Source organism: [Mycobacterium] fortunisiensis (assembly GCF_019050325.1).
In the GTDB taxonomy this organism is placed as follows: domain Bacteria; phylum Actinomycetota; class Actinomycetes; order Mycobacteriales; family Mycobacteriaceae; genus Mycobacterium; species Mycobacterium fortunisiensis.
The window spans coordinates 1-22258 of the sequence record NZ_VOMB01000025.1 but is presented as its reverse complement, the minus strand read 5'-3'; the positions used below and the strand labels follow the sequence as shown (position 1 = coordinate 22258).

Here is a 22258-nt window from a genome sequence, read left to right as displayed (position 1 = left end):
TACTGACCGCCTAACGGATCAAGGAGGATTCGGGTGGATTTCACACCGAACCCGGAACAGCAGGCCGTCGCCGATGTGGTGACCTCTGTTCTGGACCGTGACAACACTTGGGACGCACTGGTTTCCGGGGGTGTGGCAGCACTGGGAGTGCCCGAGCGCCTAGGTGGTGACGGGCTGGGCCTGCCCGAGGTGTCGACCGCGCTGACCGAGATCGGTCGACACGGCACCACCGGCCCGGCGCTGGCCACCCTGGGGCTGGGCCTGGTGCCGTTGCTCGACCTGGCCTCCGATGCTCAGCAGGACCGGTATCTGTCCGGGGTCGCGACGGGTGCGGTGCTCTCGGCGGCGCTGAACGAGCCGGGACACTCCCTGCCCGAGCGGCCCGAGACCAGCCTTGCCGACGGCAAGCTCAACGGCACCAAAATCGGTGTGCCGTATGCCGAAACCGCCAAGTGGTTGGTGGTCAGCACCAACACCGGCGTCGTCGTGGTGGCACCGGACGCCGCCGGCGTGACGATCACCAAGACCCCGACCGCCAACGGTTCCGACGAATACGCGGTGACATTCGCCGATGTCGCGGTGAGTGCCGACGACGTCCTTGACGGCGCCACCGCCCACCGCGTCAACGAACTGGTGCTGGCGACCACCGGAGCATTCGTGGCCGGCCTGGTCGCCGGCGCGCTGCGGCTGACCGCCGACTACGTGGCCACCCGCGAACAGTTCGGCCGTCCGCTGTCGACGTTCCAGACCGTGGCCGCGCAGCTGGCCGAGATCTATATCGCCTCGCGGACAATCTCATTGGTCGCCACCTCGGTTTCATGGCGGCTGTCCGAAGGCCTTGACGCCGACGAGGACCTGGCCATCCTGGGCTACTGGGCGACCTCGCAGGCGGCGCCGGCCATGCGGCTGTGCCACCACCTGCACGGCGGTATGGGTATGGACATCACCTACCCGATGGACCGCTACTACTCCTCGATCAAGGACCTGACCCGGCTGCTGGGCGGTCCGTCGTATCGTCTCGACCTGGTGGGAGCCTAATGTTCATCGATCTGACCCCCGAACAGCGGGCGCTGCAAGCCGAACTGCGGGAATACTTCTCGACTCTCATCACGCCCGAAGAGGCGAAGGCGATGGAGTCCGACCGGCACAACGAGGCCTACCGTGCGGTGATCAAGCGGATGGGCAGCGACGGCAAGCTCGGTGTCGGCTGGCCCAAGGAGTACGGCGGCCTCGGTTTCGGCCCGGTCGAACAGCAGATCTTCATCAACGAGGCCAACCGCGCCGACATCCCGCTGCCGATGGTGACGCTGCAGACCGTGGGGCCCACCCTGCAAGCCCTGGGCACCGAGGAACAGAAGAAGAAGTTCCTGCCCGGCATCCTCTCCGGCGACGTGCATTTCGCCATCGGCTACTCCGAGCCCGACGCCGGCACCGATCTGGCCTCGCTGCGCACCACTGCGGTACGCCATGGTGACGAATACATCGTGAACGGGCAGAAGATGTGGACCACCGGCGCCCATGACGCCGACTACATCTGGCTGGCCTGCCGTACCGACCCGAATGCCGCCAAGCACAAGGGCATCTCGATCCTGATCGTCGACACCAAGGACCCCGGCTACTCGTGGACGCCGATCATCCTGTCCGACGGTGCCCACCACACGAACGCGACCTACTTCAACGATGTTCGGGTACCGGCCGACATGCTGGTCGGCGAGGAGAACGGCGGCTGGAAGCTGATCACCACCCAGCTCAACCATGAGCGGGTGGGGCTGGGGCCGGCCGGCCGGATCGGCGGCATCTACGACCAGGTGCACTCCTGGGCGTCGAAGCCGGGTTCGGATGGCGTCACCCCGATCGAGCAGGACGCCGTGAAACGGCTTCTGGGACAGATCAAGTCGATCTGGCGGATCAATGAGCTGCTCAACTGGCAGGTCGCGGCCTCGGGCGAGACCATCGCGGTGGCCGACGCCGCGGCGACCAAGGTCTTCTCCACCGAGCGTCTGCAAGAGGTCGGCCGCCTGGCCGAGGAGATCGTCGGTGGTTACGGCAACCCAGCCGATCCCGAAACCGCGGAATTGCTCGTCTGGCTGGACAAGATGACCAAGCGCAACCTGGTCATCACGTTCGGCGGCGGTGTCAACGAGGTGATGCGCGAAATGATCGCCGCATCCGGACTGAAGGTGCCGAGGGTGACCCGATGACAGATCTGCAGGCCGGTATCGACCGGCTCACCTCTTTGGGCCGCAGCAAGCCGCGGCAGGGCCGGGATCCGGTGAACCAGCCGATGATTCACCACTGGGTCGATGCCATCGGCGACAAGAACCCGATCTACGTCGACGAGGTCGCCGCGAAGGAAGCCGGGCATCCCGGCATCGTCGCCCCGCCGGCGATGATCCAGGTGTGGACCATGCTGGGGTTGAGCGGGGAACGGCCCGACGACGATCCCCTCGGCGCGATCATGGAACTGTTCGACAGCGCCGGGTACGTCGGTGTGGTCGCCACCAACTGTGAGCAGACCTACCACCGCTACCTGGAACCGGGTGAGGAGGTGTCGATCAGCGCGGAGGTGACCGACGTCGTCGGCCCCAAGCAGACCGCACTGGGCGAGGGGTACTTCGTCAACCAGAAGATCACCTGGACTGTCGGCGATGAAGAAGTCGCCGAGATGGCCTGGCGGATCATGAAGTTCAAGCCGGCTGACAAGGGCAATCAGGATGCGGCCGCCGAGGTTCCGGCGGATCTCGATCCGGACAAGCTGATGCGTCCGTCCTCGTCGCGCGACACCCAGTTCTTCTGGGACGGCGTGAATGCCCACGAGCTGCGCATCCAGAAGCGGCCCGACGGTTCGTTGCAGCATCCGCCGGTGCCCGCGGTGTGGAAGAACTACCAGGACCCGGTCACGCCGGACGACTATGTCGTCGCCTCCGGCAACGGCACGGTGTTCAGCTACGTCGTGCACCACGCACCGAAGGTGCCCGGCCGCACCCTGCCGTTCGTCATCGCGCTGGTGGAACTGGAAGAAGGTGTGCGCATGCTCGGCGAGCTGCGCAACGTGGACATCGACGAGGTGCAGATCGGAATGCCTGTGCGCGCAACCTTTATCGACTTCCCGGACAGCGATGTCAGCCCGGCATGGACCCTTTACGCGTGGTCGGCCGCTGAAGGATCAGTCAAGTGAGCGCCCCCGTCGCAGCGGTCGGCCAGAAGCTGCCCGAACTGTCCTTCTACGGTGATCCGACGTTCATCGTGTCCACGGCGATCGCGACGCGCGATTACCAGGACGTGCACCACGACCGGGACAAGGCGCAGGCCAAGGGATCCAAGGACATCTTCGTCAACATCCTGACCGATACCGGCCTGGTGCAGCGCTATCTGACCGACTGGGCCGGGCCGTCGTCGCGGATCCGCTCGATCGGTCTGCGTCTCGGCGTGCCGTGGTACGCGTATGACACCGTCACCTTCCGCGGTGAGGTGACCGCGATCGAGGACGATGTCGTGACGGTCAAGGTGACCGGATCCAACAGCCTCGGTGATCACGTCATCGCCACTGCCACACTGACTTTGGGAGAAAAGGCATGAGCGGCTTGTCCGGCAAAGCGGCGATCGCCGGTATCGGCGCGACCGACTTCTCCAAGAACTCCGGCCGCAGTGAGTTGCGGCTGGCCGCCGAGGCGGTGCTCGACGCCCTCGACGACGCCGGCTTGGCGCCCTCCGACGTCGACGGCCTGGTGACGTTCACGATGGACTCCAACCTGGAGACCGCCGTGGCCAGGTCCACCGGCATCGGGGACCTGAAGTTCTTCAGCCAGATCGGTTATGGCGGCGGTGCCGCGGCCGCGACCGTGCAGCAGGCCGCGCTCGCGGTGGCCACCGGTGTCGCGGAGGTGGTCGTCGCCTACAGGGCCTTTAATGAGCGCTCGGAGTTCCGGTTCGGCCAGGTGATGACCGGTCTGACCGTCAACGCCGACTCGCGTGGGGTGGAGTACAGCTGGTCCTACCCGCACGGGCTGAGCACCCCGGCCGCGTCGGTGGCCATGATCGCCCAGCGCTATATGCACGAATATGGCGCCACCAGTGCGGATTTCGGTGCGGTGTCGGTGGCCGACCGCAAGCATGCCGCGAACAATCCAAAGGCGCACTTCTACGGCAAGCCGATCACCATCGAGGACCACCAGAACTCCCGGTGGATCGCCGAGCCGCTGCGTCTGCTGGACTGCTGCCAGGAGACCGACGGCGGGGTGGCCATCGTGGTGACCACCCCCGAGCGGGCCAAGGACCTCAAGCACCGGCCGGCGATCATCGAGGCCGCCGCCCAGGGTGCCGGCGCCGATCAGTTCACCATGTACTCCTACTACCGCGATGAACTCGGCCTGCCGGAGATGGGCCTGGTCGGCCGTCAGCTCTGGCAGCAGAGTGGTCTGTCGCCGGAAGACATCCAGACGGCGGTCCTCTACGACCACTTCACCCCCTACACCCTGATCCAGCTCGAGGAACTCGGGTTCTGCGGCAAGGGCGAGGCCAAGGACTTCATCGCCGGCGGTGCCATCGAAATCGGGGGTCGGCTGCCGATCAACACCCACGGTGGTCAGCTCGGGGAGGCCTACATCCACGGCATGAACGGCATCGCCGAAGGTGTGCGTCAATTACGCGAGACATCGGTAAACCAGGTGGACGGCGTCGAGCACGTTCTGGTGACCGCGGGCACCGGCGTGCCGACATCCGGATTGATCTTGGGATAAATGGTGCATTGCCACCGCTGATCGGCACGGTAATGTTTGCTCCGGATGTGCACCACGCGTAGAAGGGGGCCGTGGCATGGGGATGCCGCGCGACAGTAGCCCGTACGGGTCTCAGACGTTGCAGGGTCCGGCATGGCCGAATCTCGATGAGGACCAGCTCACCGCGGCTGCCGCGTCGTACACGAAGCTGGGCACCAACATCAGCGGAAACGTCGTCCCGCAGCAAACCAGCCAGCTCTCGAAGCTGACCGGTGAGTGGCTGGGCCCGGCCTCGCTGGCCGCATCGGGTGAGGCCACGACGATGATCGGTGGCCACGAGGCCAACGGCCTGCAGGCCACGGCCATCGCCACCGCGCTGCACACCATCGCCGCAACGGTGGTGAGCACGAAGACCGCGGTCAACGCGGTTGCCGAAGAGGTGCAGCAAGAGGTCACCATGTTGCAGCAGGTGGCGGCGCTGTTCCCCAATGCGCAGCAGCTGATCGAGAGCCGGATCAAGGCCGGGCTGTCACAGAACATCGCGACGGTGTCGGCTGCCTCCACGGAGGCGGCCAGCAGCCTGAGCACGATCGCCAACCTGCCGCAGGTCGGCACGCCGCCGACGGCCCAGGCGCAGCAGGCCGCGCAGAAGGGGGCCGATCAGATGTTGCAGCTGGTCAGCCAGCTGCCGCAGATGTTGAGCCAGCTGCCACAGATGGCGAGTCAGATTCCGCAGCAGCTCTCCCAGCCGCTGCAGCAGCTTACTCAGCCCCTGCAGCAGTTGACGTCGATGCTGGGGTCGGGCGGCAAGGGAACCGGTGGCGGTCCCAGCCCGTTCTCGGCGTTCTCCAACCATCCCCTGGCCGGCGGGTCCGGCCCCAGCAGTGGAGCCGGCCTGATGAAGGCCGCCGGCCTGCCCGGCGGGTCGGGCGGCGGCAGCCCGCAGACCCCGTTGTTGGCGAAGATGGTCGGCGGTACCGCTCCGGTATCGGTTGACCCTGGCGCCAGCGCCGCGGTGGTCGGTGGAGTCGCGCCGGTGGCCGCTGCCAACGCGATGGGCGGTGGCATGGGCGGCGGTATGGGCATGATGGGCGGCGGTCAACGCGCCGGCGGTGGCGGGGGCACCACGTCCGGGCTGGTCGTGCCGGCCGGGCTGGAATACGACATGGGGGAGGGCGAAGACGATGACGATTGGTGATGTGTCTCCGCGGGAGAGAGGGCGCATCGATGGGTGGTGACCTGTTCCAGACGCCCGGCAGCCTCGGGTGGAACTCCGCCCAGGTCGAGATGCCGGAGATGCCATCGATTCAGGCCGGCGAAGATGCGATGAGCACGTTCGTCTCCGGGCTCCTGCCAACGTTGGCCGCGTCGTTGACCACGAACATCACGGCGTTGAAGGCCAAGGAAGAGATGTTCAACGGCAAGCTCTCCGACGCGCAGGGCGCCTACGAGAAGGCCGACGATGCCGGCGGCCAGGGCATCGGGCAGCTCAGTCAGATGATGGGCCAGATGGGCCAGATGGGCCAGATGGCCGGTCAGCCGGCGCAGATGGCGGGCCAGATGGGCGGGCAGTTCAGCTCGTTGATGGAGCCGTTGATGAAGGCCATGGAGGGCGCCCAGGGTGGCGGCGCGGAAAAGGGCGGTGCCCCCGGCGCCGGCGGTCCCGGCGGTGCGAATGGCCCTGGTGGTCCCGGCGCTCCGAATGCGCAACAGCAGCAAGGGGAACGTGAGGCCAAGCTCGACGAACGCGACAAGCAGCAGGACGATCGCGAGACGCAGCAGAACGACCGCCAGGCAGCCCAGGATCGCCGCGACGCGGGCCTGGATCAGCGTGAGTCCCAGCTGAACAACCGCACCGATGGGGCTGCGTCGTCGGCTCCGCATTCGGCGCCCCCGGCCTCGTCGGCTCCGCCGGCTGCGGCCGCGCCGCCCGCTGCGCCCGCGCCGAGCCAGCCGGCTCCCGGCCCGGTTCCGGTGGCACCCGAGGCGCCGCGGCATTCCGGTGGGGACGATCTCTGGAAGCGGATGTAGGCCTTCACACCAGGCTTTGCGCCGACTTGTCGTGCTCGGTCACGCCTTGTGGCCCTGGTTGTCAGGCCTTGAGTGCCTTGAGTGCCTTGAGTGCCGCACTCGCCAGGTCTTACGCCCCACTTTGTCGGCCTTGTGCCCCACTTTGTCCCGCTGGAGTGGCTGTCGATTCCGACAGGCACTCCAGCGTGACATTGGGCGTGGACGTCGGGTGCAGGCTGTCACCATTGTCACGCGAGAGTGGCGGCCGCGTTCGACGGTCGCGCTAGCGTGACAGTCGACTGGCCCGCGCGGCGAGAACCCGACGCAGGACATTGTCTCTGCGTTCCCCGGCGGAGACCCGGACATTGATCCAACCTTGGCGTTGGATCCGCTCGGCTCGTCTGAGATCCCAGCCATACTGCCAACTGCTGGCCCGATGCTGCTCTCCGTCGTACTCGGCTGCGACTTTGATGTCCTCCCAACCCATGTCGAGGTAGGCGAACGGGTCACCGGGGCCGTCGAAAACCGGGATCTGCGTCTGTGGTCGGGGCAAACCCCCATCGATGAGGACCAGCCGCAACCAGGTTTCTTGGGGAGACTGGGCGCCGGCGTCCATCAGGGCCACGGCGCTGCGGGCCCGCTGGACGCCTCTGCGACGGGCGTAGCGGTGCGTCAACAGCTCAACGTCGGCGGCTTTGAGATCGGTTGCGCGGGCCAGGGCGTCGAGCGCGGCGACGGCGTCGTCGCGTGGATACCAACAGCCGATGTCGAGTGCCGTGCGCGCTACCGAGGTGATCGGGATCCCGTCGACCCAGACAATTTCGTCGTCCTCTATCGCCTCGGTCCGAACCTGCAGTCCGGCAAGCGGATTGCGGTTTGAATGGAGAAGCTCAAAGGGGGCGTCGAGGTCGACCCACTTCGCGCCGTGAACTGCCGCGGCCGAGTTCCCGGCAACGATGCCGCGTTCGCGGGACCACAACCAGCCGGCCCGGGCGCGGATGAGCGGCGTCAGTTCAGTGCCTGGGCTGACGTAGACATCCCGAAACACCCTGGTGTACTTGGTGCGTAGTGCGCTCTTGCGTACCTCGCCGTTGGCGACGGCCTTACTGCCGACAAATGGTTCCCCCATGGCGACAGAGTGTGCAGCGCAACGCGATCGCTGTCACATCAGTTATCCACAGGCGCTGGCGTGACGCTCGTTGTCCACAGCCACACTGGCGTGACAGGTGACGGTGCTGCGTGTCTGTGGTAATGGGGGTTTGGTCAGGCGCCTTGGCTTCACTTTGTCACGCCAGAGTGGCTCTTGACGACGAGGGCCACTCTGGCGTGACAAAGACGGTGGCCGCCAAGGGCATTGCCGAAAAATGGCCCGTCAATGCAACGCTGGAGTGGCTGTCGAGGTCGACAGCCACTCCAGCGTGACAAACCGGGTGGAGACAAACCTGGTGGAGACCAGCCTGGTGGAGATAGAGCGGGCGAGACGACGGCTAAGCCGGGACGAGCTCCACGCCCGAGAGCACGACGGCGTTGTCGCGCGACGGTGCGGTGAGCACGCCGATGAATTTGCCGTCCTCTTTCCAGATGTTGGCCTGCAAGGTTTCGCCGGGGAACACCACGCCGGCGAAACGCGCACCGTAGGACGCCACCTGGGCGACGTCGCCGTCGAGCAGGTTGTCCACGATCGCCTTGCAGCCGATGCCGTAGGTGCACAACCCGTGCAGGATCGGCCGGTCGAAACCCGCCGCCGCAGCGAAGGCCGGGTCGGAGTGCAGCGGATTGCGGTCACCGCACAGCCGGTAGAGCAGAGCCTGCTGCGGCAGAGTCGGCAATGCGATCTCGATATCCGGTGCGCGGTCGGGCAATTCGGTCGAGGTCGCCGGTCCGCGCTCGCCGCCGAAACCGCCCTCGCCGCGGGCGAAGATCGACCGCTTGGTGGTCCACAGCACTGTGCCGGACTCGTCGGTCACCGTGGATTCGCTGACGATGACGGCGGCCTTGCCCTTGTCCCAGATCTCGGTGAATCGCTGTTTGGACGACGCGGTACCACTGGTCGGGATCGGGCCCGGCACACTGACCGCCTCGCTGGCGTGCAGCACCTTGGACAGCTCGATGTCGATGCCGGGGAACTGCACTGTCGGCGCCTCGGTCATGTGGAAACTGACCCCGACATTGCCGAAGGTGGGTAGCACCTGCGGGGTGTTGTCAGTCAGGTAGCGCAACTCTCGCTCATCCATCGGATCGGCGCCGGCACCCAGGCCCAGGTGGTAGAGCTGAATATCGCTACTGGTCCACGAGAATTCGATGGGTTCGAGGTCGGCGGCGAGCGCCTTGTCCACGTCGATCGGCATATCAGGCCTTTCCAGCAGAGGCAATATCGAGGGCCGCGAGGTACCCGAACGTCATGGCGGGACCAATGGTGCCACCGGGGCCGGGATAGGTGTGACCCATCACCGGTGAGCTGACGTTACCTGCGGCGTAGAGCCCCTCGATCACCGAGTTGTCGTCCCGCAGTGCCCGGCCGCGCACATCGGTGCGGATGCCGCCCTTGGTGCCCAGGTCGCCCGGCACCATCTTGGCCGCGTAGAACGGGCCGTGCTTGATCTCGCCGAGGTTGGGGTTGGGCTTGTTGGTCGGATCGCCGTAGTAGCGGTCGTAGGCGCTCTCGCCGCGGTGGAAGTCCTCGTCCACCCCGGAGCGGGCGAAGCCGTTGAACCGGTCGACGGTGGCGGCGAACGCCTCGGCGGGCAGGCCGGTCTTGGTGGCCAGCTCGGCCAGGGTGTCGGCCTTGACGATGACGCCGGACTCCAGCCACTTCTTCGGAATGCGCTGTCCGGGTTGCAGGCCCGCGAAGATGAACCGGTCGCGGTACTGCTGGTCGAAGATCAGCCAAGCCGGGATGTTCTCACCCGGGCCGGGGCCCTGACCGTACTCGCCGCCGTACATGTGGTGGCAGGCCTCGACATAGGGCATCGACTCGTTCATGAACCGCTTGCCGGCCATGTTGACGATGATGGAGCCGGGGGAGTTCCGTTCCGACAGGGCGAACCACGGTGAATCGACCAGTGGGACGGTCGGGCCCCACCATGAGTCCTCCATGAATTCGAGTGCGGCACCAAGCTTCTCGGCGGCCAGGATGCCGTCGCCGGTGTTGGCGGCCGCACCCACGGTCCACTCGGTGGTGATCGGGGCGCGCTGGTACTTCACCCGCATCTGCTCGTTGTGCTCGAAGCCACCCGAACCCAGGATCACGCCACGGCGGGCCCGGATCAGTTTCGGCTCAGCGGAACTGTCGCGGGGGTCGGCAACGTAGATGCCACGGACCACGCCGTCCTCGATATAGAGGTCGGTGAGGGCGGTGTTCAACAGCACGGGGACACCGGCCTTCTGCAGGCCGATGCGCAGCGGTGCGATGAGCGCGCGGCCCATGCCGACCAGGTTCTTGCCGGTGGCGTTGGCCCAGACGGAGCGGACGCCGACCTTGATACTGCGCAGCACGCCGCGGGGATGGCGCTTGAGCTGGTTGAGCCGGACGTAGTCCTGCTGCATCACCACCATGTTCATCGGCACCTTGCCGTACGGCGGCTCCAGGCCCTTCTCGTCAACCCCGAGCTTCTTGGCGTTGAACGGCTTGGGCTCCACCGAGCGGCCGGTGGGCTTGCCACCGGGCGTCTCGGGGTAGTAGTCGGAGTACCCGGGCACCCAGCACAGCTTCAGCGGCGAGTTCTTCAAGACGAACGACAGCATCTCGGGCGAGCGGTCGAGATAGGTGTCGATCTTCTCGGCGGGCACCACGTCACCGATGATTTTGTGCAGGTAGGTGCGGGCGGCGTCGGCGGTGTCTTTGACCCCGTCACGCTTGAGGATCTCGTTGTTCGGGATCCACACCCCGCCACCTGACCGCGCAGTGGAACCTCCATAGTGCGGGGCCTTTTCTACGACTACTGTCGAGAGGCCCTGGTGGGCAGCGGTGAGGGCGGCGACCATGCCGGCAGCCCCGCTTCCTACCACGACTACGTCGAACGCACCGTACTCCTGTCCAGTCATGTAGAACACGTTATAGAATTGCCGGGCAATCCAACAACCGCCCCGGTCAAAGAAGCGAGGGGAATTCACCAGAATGCTTAGTGTCGAGGTGCGCGACGAGCTCGCGGCCGATCTCGCCCAGGCCGAGCGGAGCCGGGTCCCGATGACGCCGTTGACGGATCGGTACGCCGACATCGATGTGGTGGATGCTTACGAGATCCAGCTGATCAACATCCGTCAGCGGGTCGCCGAAGGGGCACGCGTCATCGGTCACAAGGTGGGTCTGTCCAGCAAGGCCATGCAGGACATGATGGGTGTCGACGAGCCGGATTACGGCCATCTCCTCGACGAGATGGAGGTGTTCGAGAACGTGCCGGTGCCGTCGTCGAGGTTCCTGTACCCCCGCGTCGAGGTCGAGGTCGGGTTCATCCTGGCCGACGATCTGCCCGGCGCCGGGTGCACCGAGGAGGATGTGCTGGCCGCGACGGCCGCGTTCGCCCCGGCGATCGAGTTGATCGACACGCGTATCACCAATTGGCAGATCAAGTTGTGCGACACCATCGCCGACAACGCCAGCAGCGCCGGTTGGGTGCTCGGTGAGGCGCGCGTCTCGCCCAAGGACATCGACATTCGCAACATCGATGCCGTCCTGACCAACCACGGCAAGGTCGTGGCCGAGGGACGCAGCGATGCGGTGTTGGGAAATCCGGTCACCGCGGTGGCCTGGTTGGCCCGCAAGGTGGAGAGCTTCGGAGTGCGTCTGAAGGCCGGTGACATCGTGTTGCCGGGCTCGTGCACGCGTGCGATAGATGCACCTCCGGGCAGCGATTTCGTCGCTGACTTCGCCGGGTTAGGTTCAGTGCATCTTTCTTTCGAATGATGTTTCGAGTTTAGGGAGCCGAATATGGCTGAAAAGGCATCAGTCGCCATCGTCGGGTCGGGCAACATCAGCACCGACCTGCTGTACAAGTTGCTGCGTTCGGAGTGGCTCGAGCCACGTTGGATGATCGGCATCGATCCGGAATCCGAGGGTCTGGCCCGGGCGCGCAAGCTCGGTCTGGAAACCAGCCATGAGGGTGTGGACTGGCTGCTGGCCCAGGCCGAGAAGCCGGATCTGGTGTTCGAGGCCACCAGCGCCTATGTGCACCGCGATGCGGCCCCGCGCTACGAAGAGGCCGGCATCCGGGCGATCGACCTGACCCCCGCTGCCGTCGGCCCCGGCGTCATCCCGCCGGCCAACCTGCGCGCGCACCTCGACGCCCCCAACGTCAACATGGTCACCTGCGGTGGCCAGGCCACCATCCCGATGGTGTACGCGGTGTCGCGGGTGGTGGACGTGCCCTACGCCGAGATCGTGGCGTCGGTGTCGTCGGCTTCGGCCGGTCCGGGTACCCGCGCCAACATCGACGAGTTCACCAAGACCACCAGCGCGGGTGTGCGCAACATCGGTGGGGCGAAGAACGGCAAGGCGATCATCATCTTGAACCCGGCCGAGCCGCCGATGATCATGCGCGACACGATCTTCTGCGCGATCCCCGAGGATGCCGATCACGCCGCGATCACCGCCTCGATCAAGGATGTGGTGGCCGAGGTACAGACCTACGTGCCGGGCTACCGGCTGCTCAACGAACCGCAGTTCGACGAACCGTCCGTGGTCAACGGTGGAAACCACCTGGTCACCGTGTTCGTGGAAGTGGAGGGTGCAGGCGACTACCTGCCGCCCTACGCTGGAAATCTGGACATCATGACCGCGGCGGCGACCAAGGTCGGCGAGGAAATCGCCAAAGACCTGGCTTCAGCGGTTACGGGAGGTGCGCAAGCATGAGCATCCAAGACGTTTTCTTCAATCCCGCCTGGGACGTGCGGATGACCGACACGTCGTTGCGCGACGGCTCGCACCACAAGCGGCACCAGTTCACCAAGGACGAGGTCGGCGCGATCGTCGCGGCCCTGGACACCGCCGGTGTCCCGGTCATCGAGGTGACCCACGGCGACGGCCTGGGCGGGTCGAGCTTCAACTACGGGTTTTCCAAGACTCCGGAGCAGGAGCTGATCAAGCTGGCGGCCGAGACGGCCAAGGAAGCCAAGATCGCCTTCCTGATGCTGCCCGGTGTGGGCACCAAGGAAGACATCAAGGAAGCCCAGAACAACGGTGGCTCGATCTGCCGCATCGCGACCCACTGCACCGAGGCCGATGTGTCGATCCAGCATTTCGGGCTCGCCCGTGAGCTGGGCCTGGAGACCGTCGGGTTTTTGATGATGAGCCACACCATCTCTGCGGAGAAGCTGGCCAAGCAGGCCCGCATCATGGCTGATGCCGGCTGCCAGTGCGTCTATGTGGTGGATTCGGCGGGCGCCCTGGTGCTCGAAGGTGTCGCTGACCGGGTCTCGGCGCTGGTCGCTGAATTAGGATCGGATGCCCAAGTTGGCTTTCATGGCCACGAGAATCTCGGGCTGGGTGTGGCCAACTCGGTCGAGGCCGTGCGCGCCGGTGCCAAGCAGATCGACGGGTCGTGTCGTCGGTTCGGTGCGGGCGCGGGCAACGCACCGGTGGAGGCGCTGGTCGGGGTGTTCGACAAGATCGGTGTGAAGACCGGCATCGACTTCTTCGACATCGCCGATGCCGCCGAAGAAGTCGTCGCCCCGGCGATGCCGGCCGAGTGCCTGCTGGACCGCAACGCGCTGGTGATGGGTTATGCGGGGGTGTACTCCAGCTTCCTCAAGCACGCCGTGCGCCAGGGCGAACGCTACGGGGTGCCCGCCCACGAACTGTTGCTGCGCGTCGGCCAGCGCAAGCTGATCGGTGGTCAGGAAGACCAGCTGATCGACATCGCTCTGGAGATCAAGCGCGAGCAGGAAGCCGAAAAGGCGAAGGCCTAAACACTGACGGTCTCGGCGTCGTCTCCCTCGGAGACGACGCCGAGCTGTTGGTAGATGCCGTCGCGGTAGTTGGCGTACTGCGAGTTGATCGGGAGGGTGGCCCAGCCGTGCATCTGGCCCATCCCGATCACGACACTCACGTCGCTGTCGGCATCGTCCATCAGCTTGGCGAACTTCAACGCGCCGGGCGCGATGACCTCGCGCGTCCCGATGTAGATCGTGGTCGGTGGCAGGCCCTCGACCGGCCCGAGGAATGTGTCGGACAGTTCAGGATGCTGCTGCGATTGCCACTGCGCGAAGCCGTTGTCAGACATCGGGACCCCGTAGAGCGGATCGTTCACCAGGACCACATTCGGGTCGGTGGAGAAGTCGGGATCGGCCAAGGCAGGTGAGCTGAGCACCATGTGCGACGGCATCCGGCTGCTGAGGCACTGGGTGTCGCCCGCGCAGTCGCGCGCGATCTTCTGTACCGCGAGCATGGCGATCATTCCACCGGAGGATTCCCCGTACACGCTGACGTTCTCCGCGCCGTGCTCGGTGACGTAAGCAGCGATGAGATCTGCCGCCGGCGGGATGGTGTTGTCGGCGGTCCCGCCGTCAGGGATGAGCGGGTAGCGCGGCACGATCACCGTCGCGCCGGTCTTGCGTGACATCTGGGCGTAGTCCAGCCAATGAAAGATGGTGGGTGGGGTAACCAATCCGCCTCCGTGAAACGCGATGACGTGCTCGTCGGAGTCAGCTCCGGGGTTCGAAATCTCCCAGACCTGCCAGGTCTGCTCGACACCATCGGCGTCGCGGGCGGTGTATTCCGTCGGCTGCACATCCAGGCCGAGGGTCAGGATCCGCGGCGGATCGGGCACGGCGATCCCGCCACCGAGGCTCGTCGTGATGTCGACACCGATGACCGCGGAGATCTCCCGCAATGCTGTCAACGCCATCACGGTCACCTGGTCGAACAAGGACGGGCCGTCGGTCACGTCGACGTTGTCGACGAGGCTGCCCGGCAGGACGATGCCTGGTGCGAGGGCGATCGCGCCGGGGGTCCCCGCCGGTTGGCTCACCGCTGCGACGGTCGCGGTCTCGGTTGTGTCCTCGACGATGCCGAGTTGATGGTAGATGTCGTCGCGGTAGTTGGCCGACTGTGAGTTGATCGAGATCGGGCCGCCCTGCGCCCAATCATGGATCTGGCCCATCCCGATCACCACGTCGACGTCGCCGCCGGCGTCGACCATCCGCTGTGCGTAGAGCAACACGCCCGGTGCCGATGATTCGCGCGAGCCGATGTAGATCGTGGTCGGGGGCATCCCCTCGGTCGGGCCGAGCATGGCATTCCAAAGCTCTTCGGGCCCGGTGGACCACTGCGCGTAGTACTCCTTGTCTTCCTCGGTGAGCCACGCGACCGGGTCGTTCACCAACTCCACGTTGGGATCGGTATAGATGTCCGGGCCGCTGAGACCGGGCGACAGCAGCACCATGCGCGACGGCACTTTGTCCGCCAGGCAATTCGAATCGCCATTGCAACCGCGGACGATCTTCTGCACGGCCAGAGTCGAGAGCGTGCCGCCGGCCGAATCCGCGTAGATGCTGACGTTCTCGGCGCCATGCTCCTGGACCTGCGCCGCGATGAAATCGGCCAGCTGCGGTACCGAGTTCTCCGCGGTGCCGCCGTCGGGGATCAGCGGGTAGCGGGGTACCACGACGGTGGCACCGGTCTCGCGGGCCATCTGGGTGTAGTCCATCCAGTGAATGATGTTGGGGTCGTAGACGAATCCACTGCCGTGTACCGCGATGACCACCTCGTCCGTGGGATTGGGCGGGGTGATCACCCAGACATCACCGCCCGCATAGGTGTCCTTGGTGACATCCAGTCCGATGGTGGTGAACCAGGGCGGGGTGGGCGTGGTGATGAGCTCGCCCAGCTTCATCGTGATGTTGACGCCGATGGCCTGGGAGACCTGCTTGAGCGCCTCCATCCCAAAGACCGTGATCTGGTCGGTCAGCGACGGGCCGGGCGTGGCGATCACGTGGTCGGCGAGTTCCGGGGGCACGACGATGCCGGGCGCCAACGCCACTGGACCCGCCTGGGTGACAGCGGAGCTCAGCGTGCTCACCTGGGTCAAGAGATCCTGGGGCTGACGGAACGCACGCTCGAACTCGCGGCGGGCGAAGGCCAGCATGGCCCATGCTGTGGGCGGTTCGGTCGGAGCGTCGGGCGTGGAATTCAGCGAAAAGGGATTGAGCACGGTGTTGATCACCGTGGAGACCGCGTCGGTCACGGTGTCCTGGCCGACCTCGATGGGTTCCGGCGCCGCGGGCTGGGGGCGCGCGGCCGTCATCACCGCCGATACCGTGCGCATCCCGGAGGTGAGCGCGGACTTCGGGACGGCGGTGATCGCCTGGATGTCGAGGGCTGCCGGGTCAGGGCGTTCGGGCGTCTCCTGCTGAATGTCGGGTTGGGGCGCGTCGTCGATATCCGTCGGTGGTGGTGTGACCGGTTTCGGGAGCAGACGCCGGACAGGATCGGTTTCGCGTTTGGTTTCGTGCTGCGTCGAAACCTTGGCTTCGCGACGATCGATGCCGACCGCACCCATTGCATCCTGTACGGCGGTGCGGAGTGTGGCCCCCAATTTGTCGACACCTTCGCGCGGTGTCAGCGCGGTGTCGTCTGTGGTTTCGTGGTCGTCCGCGGTCTCGTGATTCGCGGACTTCGATTTCGCTCGCCGCGGCGTCTTGATTCGGGCCTTGGCCGCTTTCGAATTCTTGGGCACTTTCGAGCCCGTGCTGCCCTTCGCCGCCGAGCCGGACGACGTCGACGAATTCGACGACGTCGACGAGTTCGTCGGGTCGGCTACGGCCACCCCGCATCCGAGTCCCATGGCCACCGCAGATCCCACACCCAGGGCTACCGCCAAACGGCCGACGCGCCCTACATACCCCCCAGTTTGCATGGAACAACGTGTACCGGATCGAGTACCTGCCCGTGGCCGTTAAGCGACGTGATTAGCAGATTGCCGTGACGAGCCGTGTCGGTCGGGCCGGGCATCATGGGGATCATGGCAACCCGCGAACAGGCCCAGACAATCCTCGAACAGCTGGCCGGGCCCGCCGCGAGGTTGCGCGATGACCAATGGGCGGCCATCGAGGCGCTCGTGGTCCAGCGGCGGCGGGCCCTGGTGGTGCAACGAACCGGGTGGGGGAAGTCCGCCGTCTATTTCATCGCGGCCAAGTTGCTGCGGGCCTCCCGCCGTGGGCCGACGGTCATCGTTTCCCCGCTGCTGGCCTTGATGCGCAACCAGGTGGCCGCTGCCGAGCGTGCCGGCGTACGGGCGGCCACGATCAACTCCGGCAACGTCACGGAGTGGGACGGGATTCACCGACAGGTCGCCGACGGGGAGCTCGACGTGCTGTTGGTCAGCCCCGAACGCCTCAACAATCCCGACTTTCGTGACCAGGTGCTGCCTGCCCTGGCCGCCGATGCGGGTCTGGTGGTGGTCGACGAGGCGCACTGCGTCTCCGACTGGGGGCACGATTTCCGGCCGGACTACCGGCGCATCCGTACCTTGATCGGCGAATTGGGTTCGCAGGTACCGGTTCTCGCCACCACCGCGACTGCCAATGACCGGGTGGTCGGCGACGTCGCAGCGCAATTGGGGGTCGGTGGTACCGACACCTTGGTGCTGCGCGGCGGTTTGGATCGTGAGTCGCTGCGGCTGTCGGTCGTCGAGGTGGGCACGCCGGCGCAGCGGGCGGCCTGGATCGCCGCGCATCTCGACTCGCTGCCCGGCTCGGGCATCATCTATACGTTGACCGTTGCCCAGGCTCACGACGTGGCGGCATTGCTGGCCGACCGCGGCCACAAGGTGGCGGCCTACACCGGAACCACCGACGCAGGCGAACGGGAACAGTTGGAGGCCGACCTCCTCGGTAACCAGGTCAAGGCGCTCGTGGCGACGTCGGCGTTGGGCATGGGCTTCGACAAACCGGACCTGGGCTTCGTCGTGCATCTCGGGGCGCCCTCGTCACCGATCGCGTACTACCAGCAGGTGGGGCGTGCCGGTCGCGCCACCGAGAGTGCCGAGGTGATCCTGCTGCCCGGCACCGAAGACCAGGATGTCTGGCGCTACTTCGCGTCGGTGGCATTCCCGTCGGAATCCATGGTGCGCAACGTCATTGGTGCGTTGGAGACCGACCGCGCGCAGTCCACGCAGGCGTTGGAACCTCTGGTCGATCTCAACCGATCCCGCTTGGAGATGGTGCTCAAGGTGCTCGACGTCGACGGGGCGGTGCGCCGGGTGAAAGGCGGCTGGATCGCCACCGGGGTGCCGTGGGACTACGACGAAGCACGGTACCGGGCACTGGACCAGGCTCGCCGCCGCGAGCAGCAGGCCATGCTGGATTATCAGGTCACCGAAGGCTGCCGGATGGCGTTCCTGCGCGGCCAACTCGACGATCCTGAGCTGGCCCCCGATGCGCGTTGCGGGCGTTGTGACAATTGCACCGGGCAACGGTTATCGGGCGCGGTGGCGCACGATGTTCTCACCGACACCGCGCGACGACTGTCCAGGCCCGGTGTGCTGGTGGCGCCACGCAAGCAGTGGCCGTCCGGGCTGGCCGCCCTGGGTGTGGCCCTGTCCGGGCGGATCGCTGACGGAGCCGCGCCGGGGCGGGCGATCGGCCGGCTGACCGACCTGGGTTGGGGAGCGCGGCTACGGCGTCTGCTGGCCGAACCTGACGGCGACGTACCTGACGAGGTGGTGGCTGCGGCTGTCGAGGTGCTCAAGGCCTGGGATTGGGATCAGCGCCCGGTCGCGGTGATGGGTTTGGACTCGTGCACGCATCCACGGCTGATCTCGTCGACGGTGCAGCGGTTGGCCGAGATCGGGCGGCTCACGAATCTGGGAATCCTGGCCTACAGCGCAGCGCACCGCCCGGTGACCGCGGCGAATTCGGCCTATCGGGTGGCGGCGTTGGACGGTGCGTGGGAAAGTCCGCAACTCGATTCGAAGGGGCCGGTGCTGCTGGTCGACGACATGACCGACACCGGCTGGACGTTGACGATGGCCGCCAGAACGCTGCGCGACGCCGGTGCGAGCGAGGTTTTGCCGTTTGTTCTGGCAAGCGTGAGCTGAAGGTTTACGCTCTGTTTGGAGAATTTCAAGCAAGCGCTCAACAATTGCACGACGAAATCCGTAGGGGCCCGTTTATTTCTCTAGTCAAGTACCAGCGTCCGGCTTCCCGGATACTTTTGACAGAGTTGTGAAGTTACTGGGTGTTCGCTGTCGTCAAAAAGTCGCTATTGTTTGCATCCGCAAGCTTTGGTCAAGGCGATCTTGATTGCAAGTATTCCTGACGATGCGGCTCGCACATGGCTAACTCAAACAGTCTTCAAATAAGCCGTGCTATCCGCATCCAGCGTCGCATCCTATGTCCAGTTGAGTTTGCTGACTGGCGGCTGTCCGTGGCGAGGTCGCTCGGATCGCCTGCGATGATGCCGTCGGCGACCGGCAGCTGGAGGCGCACCGCTTCGCTAGATGGAACTACACCGATGTGGTATTCCTGGCCGGCGAGCGGGGTCTGCGTCGGACCGTCATCGCTGCCGATGCCCCTGGAAGGTGGGCCCTCGATCAGGCGTGCTCGTTGATCCAATCCGCGGTGAAGTCGCGTATGGCGGAGATATTCTGCGCAGATGGGAGGCCTGTCAGGTTCGCAATCTGGACTGCGGCCGGCGGCACTTCACATTCCACTACCGCTGTGCATCTGCGCGATGGGCCGTTCCGGGCCGGGGCGGGTGCTGCCGCATCGACCGTCGGTGAATCCCACGCGTCGGCACCACTGGAAACTTGTGCGCCGGGCCGGCCGGTACCGGACTTCGCCAAATCCGGTATCGATTTGCTCAGCTGTGACCGGTGGCTGGATGGAGAAGTCGAATGGCGGGGACGCAGCAACAGATTATGCGGGTATTGTCGATTTCTGCACCCCCGTCAAGAAGAAGTGGATATGCTGACGCCCTGCAACTAGTCACGACATAGCTGGAGTGGGCCACAGGAGAGAGACAACGCGGACGCGATAACTGCCGGGGGAGTGCTTTCGTATCCGTATCGTTGAACGATTTTCACTGGTCAACTCGAGGTGGGGAGAACCAGGTGAGCATCAACCCGTTTGACGACGACAATGGCCGCTTTCTTGTTTTGATCAACGACGAGGAGCAACACAGTCTCTGGCCGACCTTCGCCGACGTTCCTGCCGGGTGGAAGGTGGCATTCGGCGAAGCGGACCGCGCTTCGTGTCTGGACTACATCGAACAGAACTGGCCGGATATCCGGCCGAAGAGCCTGCGCGACAGGCTGGCGCAGGGCTGAGGGCTCTGACAGATCCAACGCCCGGGGGGCTAGCTAGTACATCTCGCGGTGGGAGAGTCCGATGCAGCTGGACGAGCAATCGCTGCCGGTAACACGCACACAGCTCGACATATGGCTCGCGCATGACGTTGCCAAATCCGATGCGGAGTGGCTGCTCGGGTTATGGGTGAGAATCACCGGCGCGATCGACCGGGACGCACTCGAGTGGGCAATCCGCCGAGTGATGCGGGAAGCCGAGCCGGTCAGGGCGACCTTTTTCGAGGAAGAGGGACAGGTCTTCCAGAAGCCGGTCGACGATCCCGACGTGGAGCTCGCGTTCCACGATGTGCGCGGCGCGGCCGATCCTGTGCGGGAGGCCCGTGCGCTGGCATCGTCGATCCAGCAGACGCCGATGCCTTTCGACGGGCCACTGTTTCGTTTTGCGCTGTTTCAGACGCGAAACGATGAGCACTTCCTGATCGCATGCTGCCACCACATCGTGCTGGACGGTACCGGGATTGCGCTGCTCGGTGCACGGCTGGCGTCGGTCTACTCCGCCACGGTCACGGGTGCTCCGGTTCCGGCCGCGATCTTCGGGTCGCTGTCCGATCTGATCGGGTGCGAGGCGGATTACGAAGCCTCCACCGACTATCTCGACGACCAGGCGTACTGGAATGAAAACCTGCCACCGGAGAACGGACCTAGCTACTGGCCGGCGGAGCCGGCGGACCGCCCGCACGCCCACGGACACTCTGAGTCAGTGGGCTTGGACCCGGATGTGCTCGGTCATGTTGACGCACTGGCAGACTCGAAGAACGTTCCTCGATCGGTGGTGATCACCGCAGCCTGTGCCCTTCTCGTCCATGGATGGTGTGCGGAGAGTTCGGACGTAGTCCTCGACTTCCCCGTCAGCAGGCGAGTCAGCCCGGAGTCGCGGACCCTGCCCGGGATGGTCGCGGGGGTTGTTCCGCTGGTGCTGAAAGTCTCACCGGCATCGTCGGTCTCAGAGTTCATCGACCACGTCGAGACTCGTATACAGGAAGCCCTGGCGCATCAACGGTTCCCAGTGCACGCGCTCGAGCGCAAGGTCAACCCGCGGGCAGCGGGGCAGATGGCGAACCGGGTGAGTGTCAACTTCCTCCCGTCATCGTTCACGTTGGACTTCGGCGGCGCGGAAGCTTCGGCATCATTGACGAACGCCGGCGTAGTGGGCGGTTTCGGGTTCGTGTTCTCCGTCACCGGAGACCAGGTGTTCCTCAGCACCATGGGCCGCGCTCAGCCGTTCTCCAATTTTGAAGTCGCCGATCTGGCGGCGCGGTTGGAGCGGGTACTGACCGGTATGGCCGCCGCCCCGGACGGCTCGTTGGCGACCGTGGATGTGGTGGATGCGGCTGATTGTGCGCGTCTGGATGAGGTTGGTCATCGGGGGGTGCTGTCGGAGTCGGTGGTGGAGTCTTCGATTCCTGAGTTGTTTGCAGCCCAGGTTGCTCGTGCTCCGGAGGCGGTGGCGGTCTGTTTTGCTGGCTGTGCACTGTCGTATCGGGAGTTGGATGAGGCGTCGAATCGGTTGGCGCACTTGCTGTCCGAGTATGGTGCGGGGCCTGGTGAGTGTGTTGCGTTGATGCTGGAGCGCTCGGCGCAGGCTGTGGTGGCGATCTTGGGTGTGTTCAAGTCTGGCGCGGCGTATTTGCCGATTGATCCTGCGCATCCTGATACTCGGGTTGAGTTCATGCTGGCTGATGCCCGGCCGGTGGTGGTGGTCACCATGGGTGCGTTCGGTGAGCGGTTGGCTGGATCGGGTGTTCCGGTGGTGGAGGTTGATGATCCTCGTATCGGGGCGCAGTCGTGTGCTGCGTTGCCGGTGCCGGCTCCTGATGATGTGGCGCACATTATTTATACGTCGGGGACGACGGGGACGCCCAAAGGGGTTGCGGTTACGCATCAGAACGTGACGCGGTTGTTCGATGGTTTGGATGTGGGTGTCGGGTTGGGGCCGCGGCAGGTGTGGGCGGCGTGTTCGTCGTTGGCGTTCGATTATTCGGTGTGGGAGATCTGGGGTGCGCTGCTGCATGGTGGGCGGCTGGTGGTGGTGCCCGAGTCGGTGACGCGTTCGCCTGGGGAGCTACAGGCGTTGGTTGTTGCTGAGCGGGTGACGGTGCTCAGTCAGACACCTTCTGCGGTGGGTGTTTTGGATCCAGCGGAGTTGACCTCGGTGTCGGCGTTGATGGTGGCTGCTGAGGCGTGTCCGCCGGATGTGGTGGAGCGGTGGGCGCCGGGTCGGGTGATGAT

17 protein-coding genes are annotated in these 22258 nt (G+C 65.4%); 13 read left to right on the top strand and 4 right to left on the bottom strand.

The window, feature by feature from the left end; genetic code table 11:
• Positions 1-33 precede the first annotated feature (33 nt).
• From FR943_RS23350 to FR943_RS23320, 7 genes are all read left to right on the top strand, one after another.
• A complete protein-coding gene (locus FR943_RS23350; RefSeq protein ID WP_217160666.1) occupies positions 34-1038 on the top strand; it encodes an acyl-CoA dehydrogenase family protein in 1005 nt (334 codons plus the stop codon).
• Positions 1038-2201 carry an acyl-CoA dehydrogenase FadE29 gene (gene fadE29 / locus FR943_RS23345; RefSeq protein ID WP_217160665.1) on the top strand — a complete coding sequence of 388 codons (1164 nt, stop codon included), beginning with the start codon at positions 1038-1040 and terminating at the stop codon, positions 2199-2201. The genes FR943_RS23350 and fadE29 overlap by 1 nt, the downstream gene beginning before the upstream one ends.
• Positions 2198-3178 (top strand): bifunctional MaoC family dehydratase N-terminal/OB-fold nucleic acid binding domain-containing protein, encoded by a 981-nt coding sequence (locus FR943_RS23340; RefSeq protein WP_217160664.1) that lies wholly within the window; start codon positions 2198-2200, stop codon positions 3176-3178. The genes fadE29 and FR943_RS23340 overlap by 4 nt, the downstream gene beginning before the upstream one ends.
• Positions 3175-3579, top strand: a complete 405-nt coding sequence (locus FR943_RS23335; protein WP_217160663.1) for a MaoC family dehydratase — start codon at positions 3175-3177, stop codon at positions 3577-3579. Before FR943_RS23340 ends, FR943_RS23335 begins: the two co-directional genes overlap by 4 nt.
• A complete protein-coding gene (gene ltp2 / locus FR943_RS23330; RefSeq protein ID WP_217160662.1) occupies positions 3576-4739 on the top strand; it encodes a 17-hydroxy-3-oxo-4-pregnene-20-carboxyl-CoA lyase in 1164 nt (387 codons plus the stop codon). The genes FR943_RS23335 and ltp2 overlap by 4 nt, the downstream gene beginning before the upstream one ends.
• Before the next feature lie 76 nt (positions 4740-4815).
• Positions 4816-5916 (top strand): hypothetical protein, encoded by a 1101-nt coding sequence (locus tag FR943_RS23325; protein WP_217160661.1) that lies wholly within the window; start codon positions 4816-4818, stop codon positions 5914-5916.
• A 29-nt stretch (positions 5917-5945) separates the two neighbouring features.
• Positions 5946-6749, top strand: a complete 804-nt coding sequence (locus tag FR943_RS23320) for a hypothetical protein (RefSeq protein WP_217160660.1) — start codon at positions 5946-5948, stop codon at positions 6747-6749.
• A 262-nt stretch (positions 6750-7011) separates the two neighbouring features.
• On the opposite strand, the gene FR943_RS23315 is transcribed toward FR943_RS23320, so the two are convergent.
• The 3 genes from FR943_RS23315 to kstD form a co-directional block, all read right to left on the bottom strand.
• Positions 7012-7857, bottom strand: a complete 846-nt coding sequence (locus FR943_RS23315) for a hypothetical protein (protein ID WP_217160659.1) — start codon at positions 7855-7857, stop codon at positions 7012-7014.
• A 358-nt stretch (positions 7858-8215) separates the two neighbouring features.
• The gene (chsH3, locus tag FR943_RS23310) at positions 8216-9076 is read right to left on the bottom strand and encodes an enoyl-CoA hydratase ChsH3 (protein WP_217160658.1); all 861 of its coding nucleotides are present in this window, start codon (positions 9074-9076) and stop codon (positions 8216-8218) included.
• Between the two features lies 1 nt (position 9077).
• Positions 9078-10772, bottom strand: coding sequence for a 3-oxosteroid 1-dehydrogenase (kstD, locus tag FR943_RS23305; RefSeq protein WP_217160657.1), 1695 nt, complete (start codon positions 10770-10772; stop codon positions 9078-9080).
• Positions 10773-10845: 73 nt separating this feature from the next.
• Here kstD and FR943_RS23300 point away from each other — a divergent pair, with 73 nt between their 5' ends.
• From FR943_RS23300 to dmpG, 3 genes are read left to right on the top strand one after another with little or no spacing between them, the layout of a single operon-like run.
• Complete coding sequence (locus FR943_RS23300; RefSeq protein ID WP_217160656.1) at positions 10846-11631, top strand: 2-keto-4-pentenoate hydratase; 786 nt, start codon at positions 10846-10848, stop codon at positions 11629-11631.
• Between the two features lie 24 nt (positions 11632-11655).
• The gene (locus tag FR943_RS23295) at positions 11656-12576 is read left to right on the top strand and encodes an acetaldehyde dehydrogenase (acetylating) (RefSeq protein ID WP_217160655.1); all 921 of its coding nucleotides are present in this window, start codon (positions 11656-11658) and stop codon (positions 12574-12576) included.
• The gene (dmpG, locus tag FR943_RS23290) at positions 12573-13631 is read left to right on the top strand and encodes a 4-hydroxy-2-oxovalerate aldolase (RefSeq protein WP_217160654.1); all 1059 of its coding nucleotides are present in this window, start codon (positions 12573-12575) and stop codon (positions 13629-13631) included. The genes FR943_RS23295 and dmpG overlap by 4 nt, the downstream gene beginning before the upstream one ends.
• Here dmpG and FR943_RS23285 read toward each other — a convergent pair.
• A complete protein-coding gene (locus FR943_RS23285) occupies positions 13628-16507 on the bottom strand; it encodes an alpha/beta hydrolase fold domain-containing protein (RefSeq protein ID WP_246585233.1) in 2880 nt (959 codons plus the stop codon). The genes dmpG and FR943_RS23285 overlap by 4 nt on opposite strands.
• Positions 16508-16684: 177 nt before the next feature.
• On the opposite strand from FR943_RS23285, the gene FR943_RS23280 reads away from it, so the two are divergent.
• The 3 genes from FR943_RS23280 to FR943_RS23270 form a co-directional block, all read left to right on the top strand.
• A complete protein-coding gene (locus FR943_RS23280; protein WP_217160652.1) occupies positions 16685-18760 on the top strand; it encodes a RecQ family ATP-dependent DNA helicase in 2076 nt (691 codons plus the stop codon).
• A 1014-nt stretch (positions 18761-19774) separates the two neighbouring features.
• The gene (locus FR943_RS23275; protein ID WP_217160651.1) at positions 19775-19990 is read left to right on the top strand and encodes an MbtH family protein; all 216 of its coding nucleotides are present in this window, start codon (positions 19775-19777) and stop codon (positions 19988-19990) included.
• A gap of 61 nt (positions 19991-20051) precedes the next feature.
• The coding region (locus tag FR943_RS23270; RefSeq protein ID WP_217160650.1) for an AMP-binding protein at positions 20052-22258 on the top strand (2207 nt) is incomplete at its 3' end.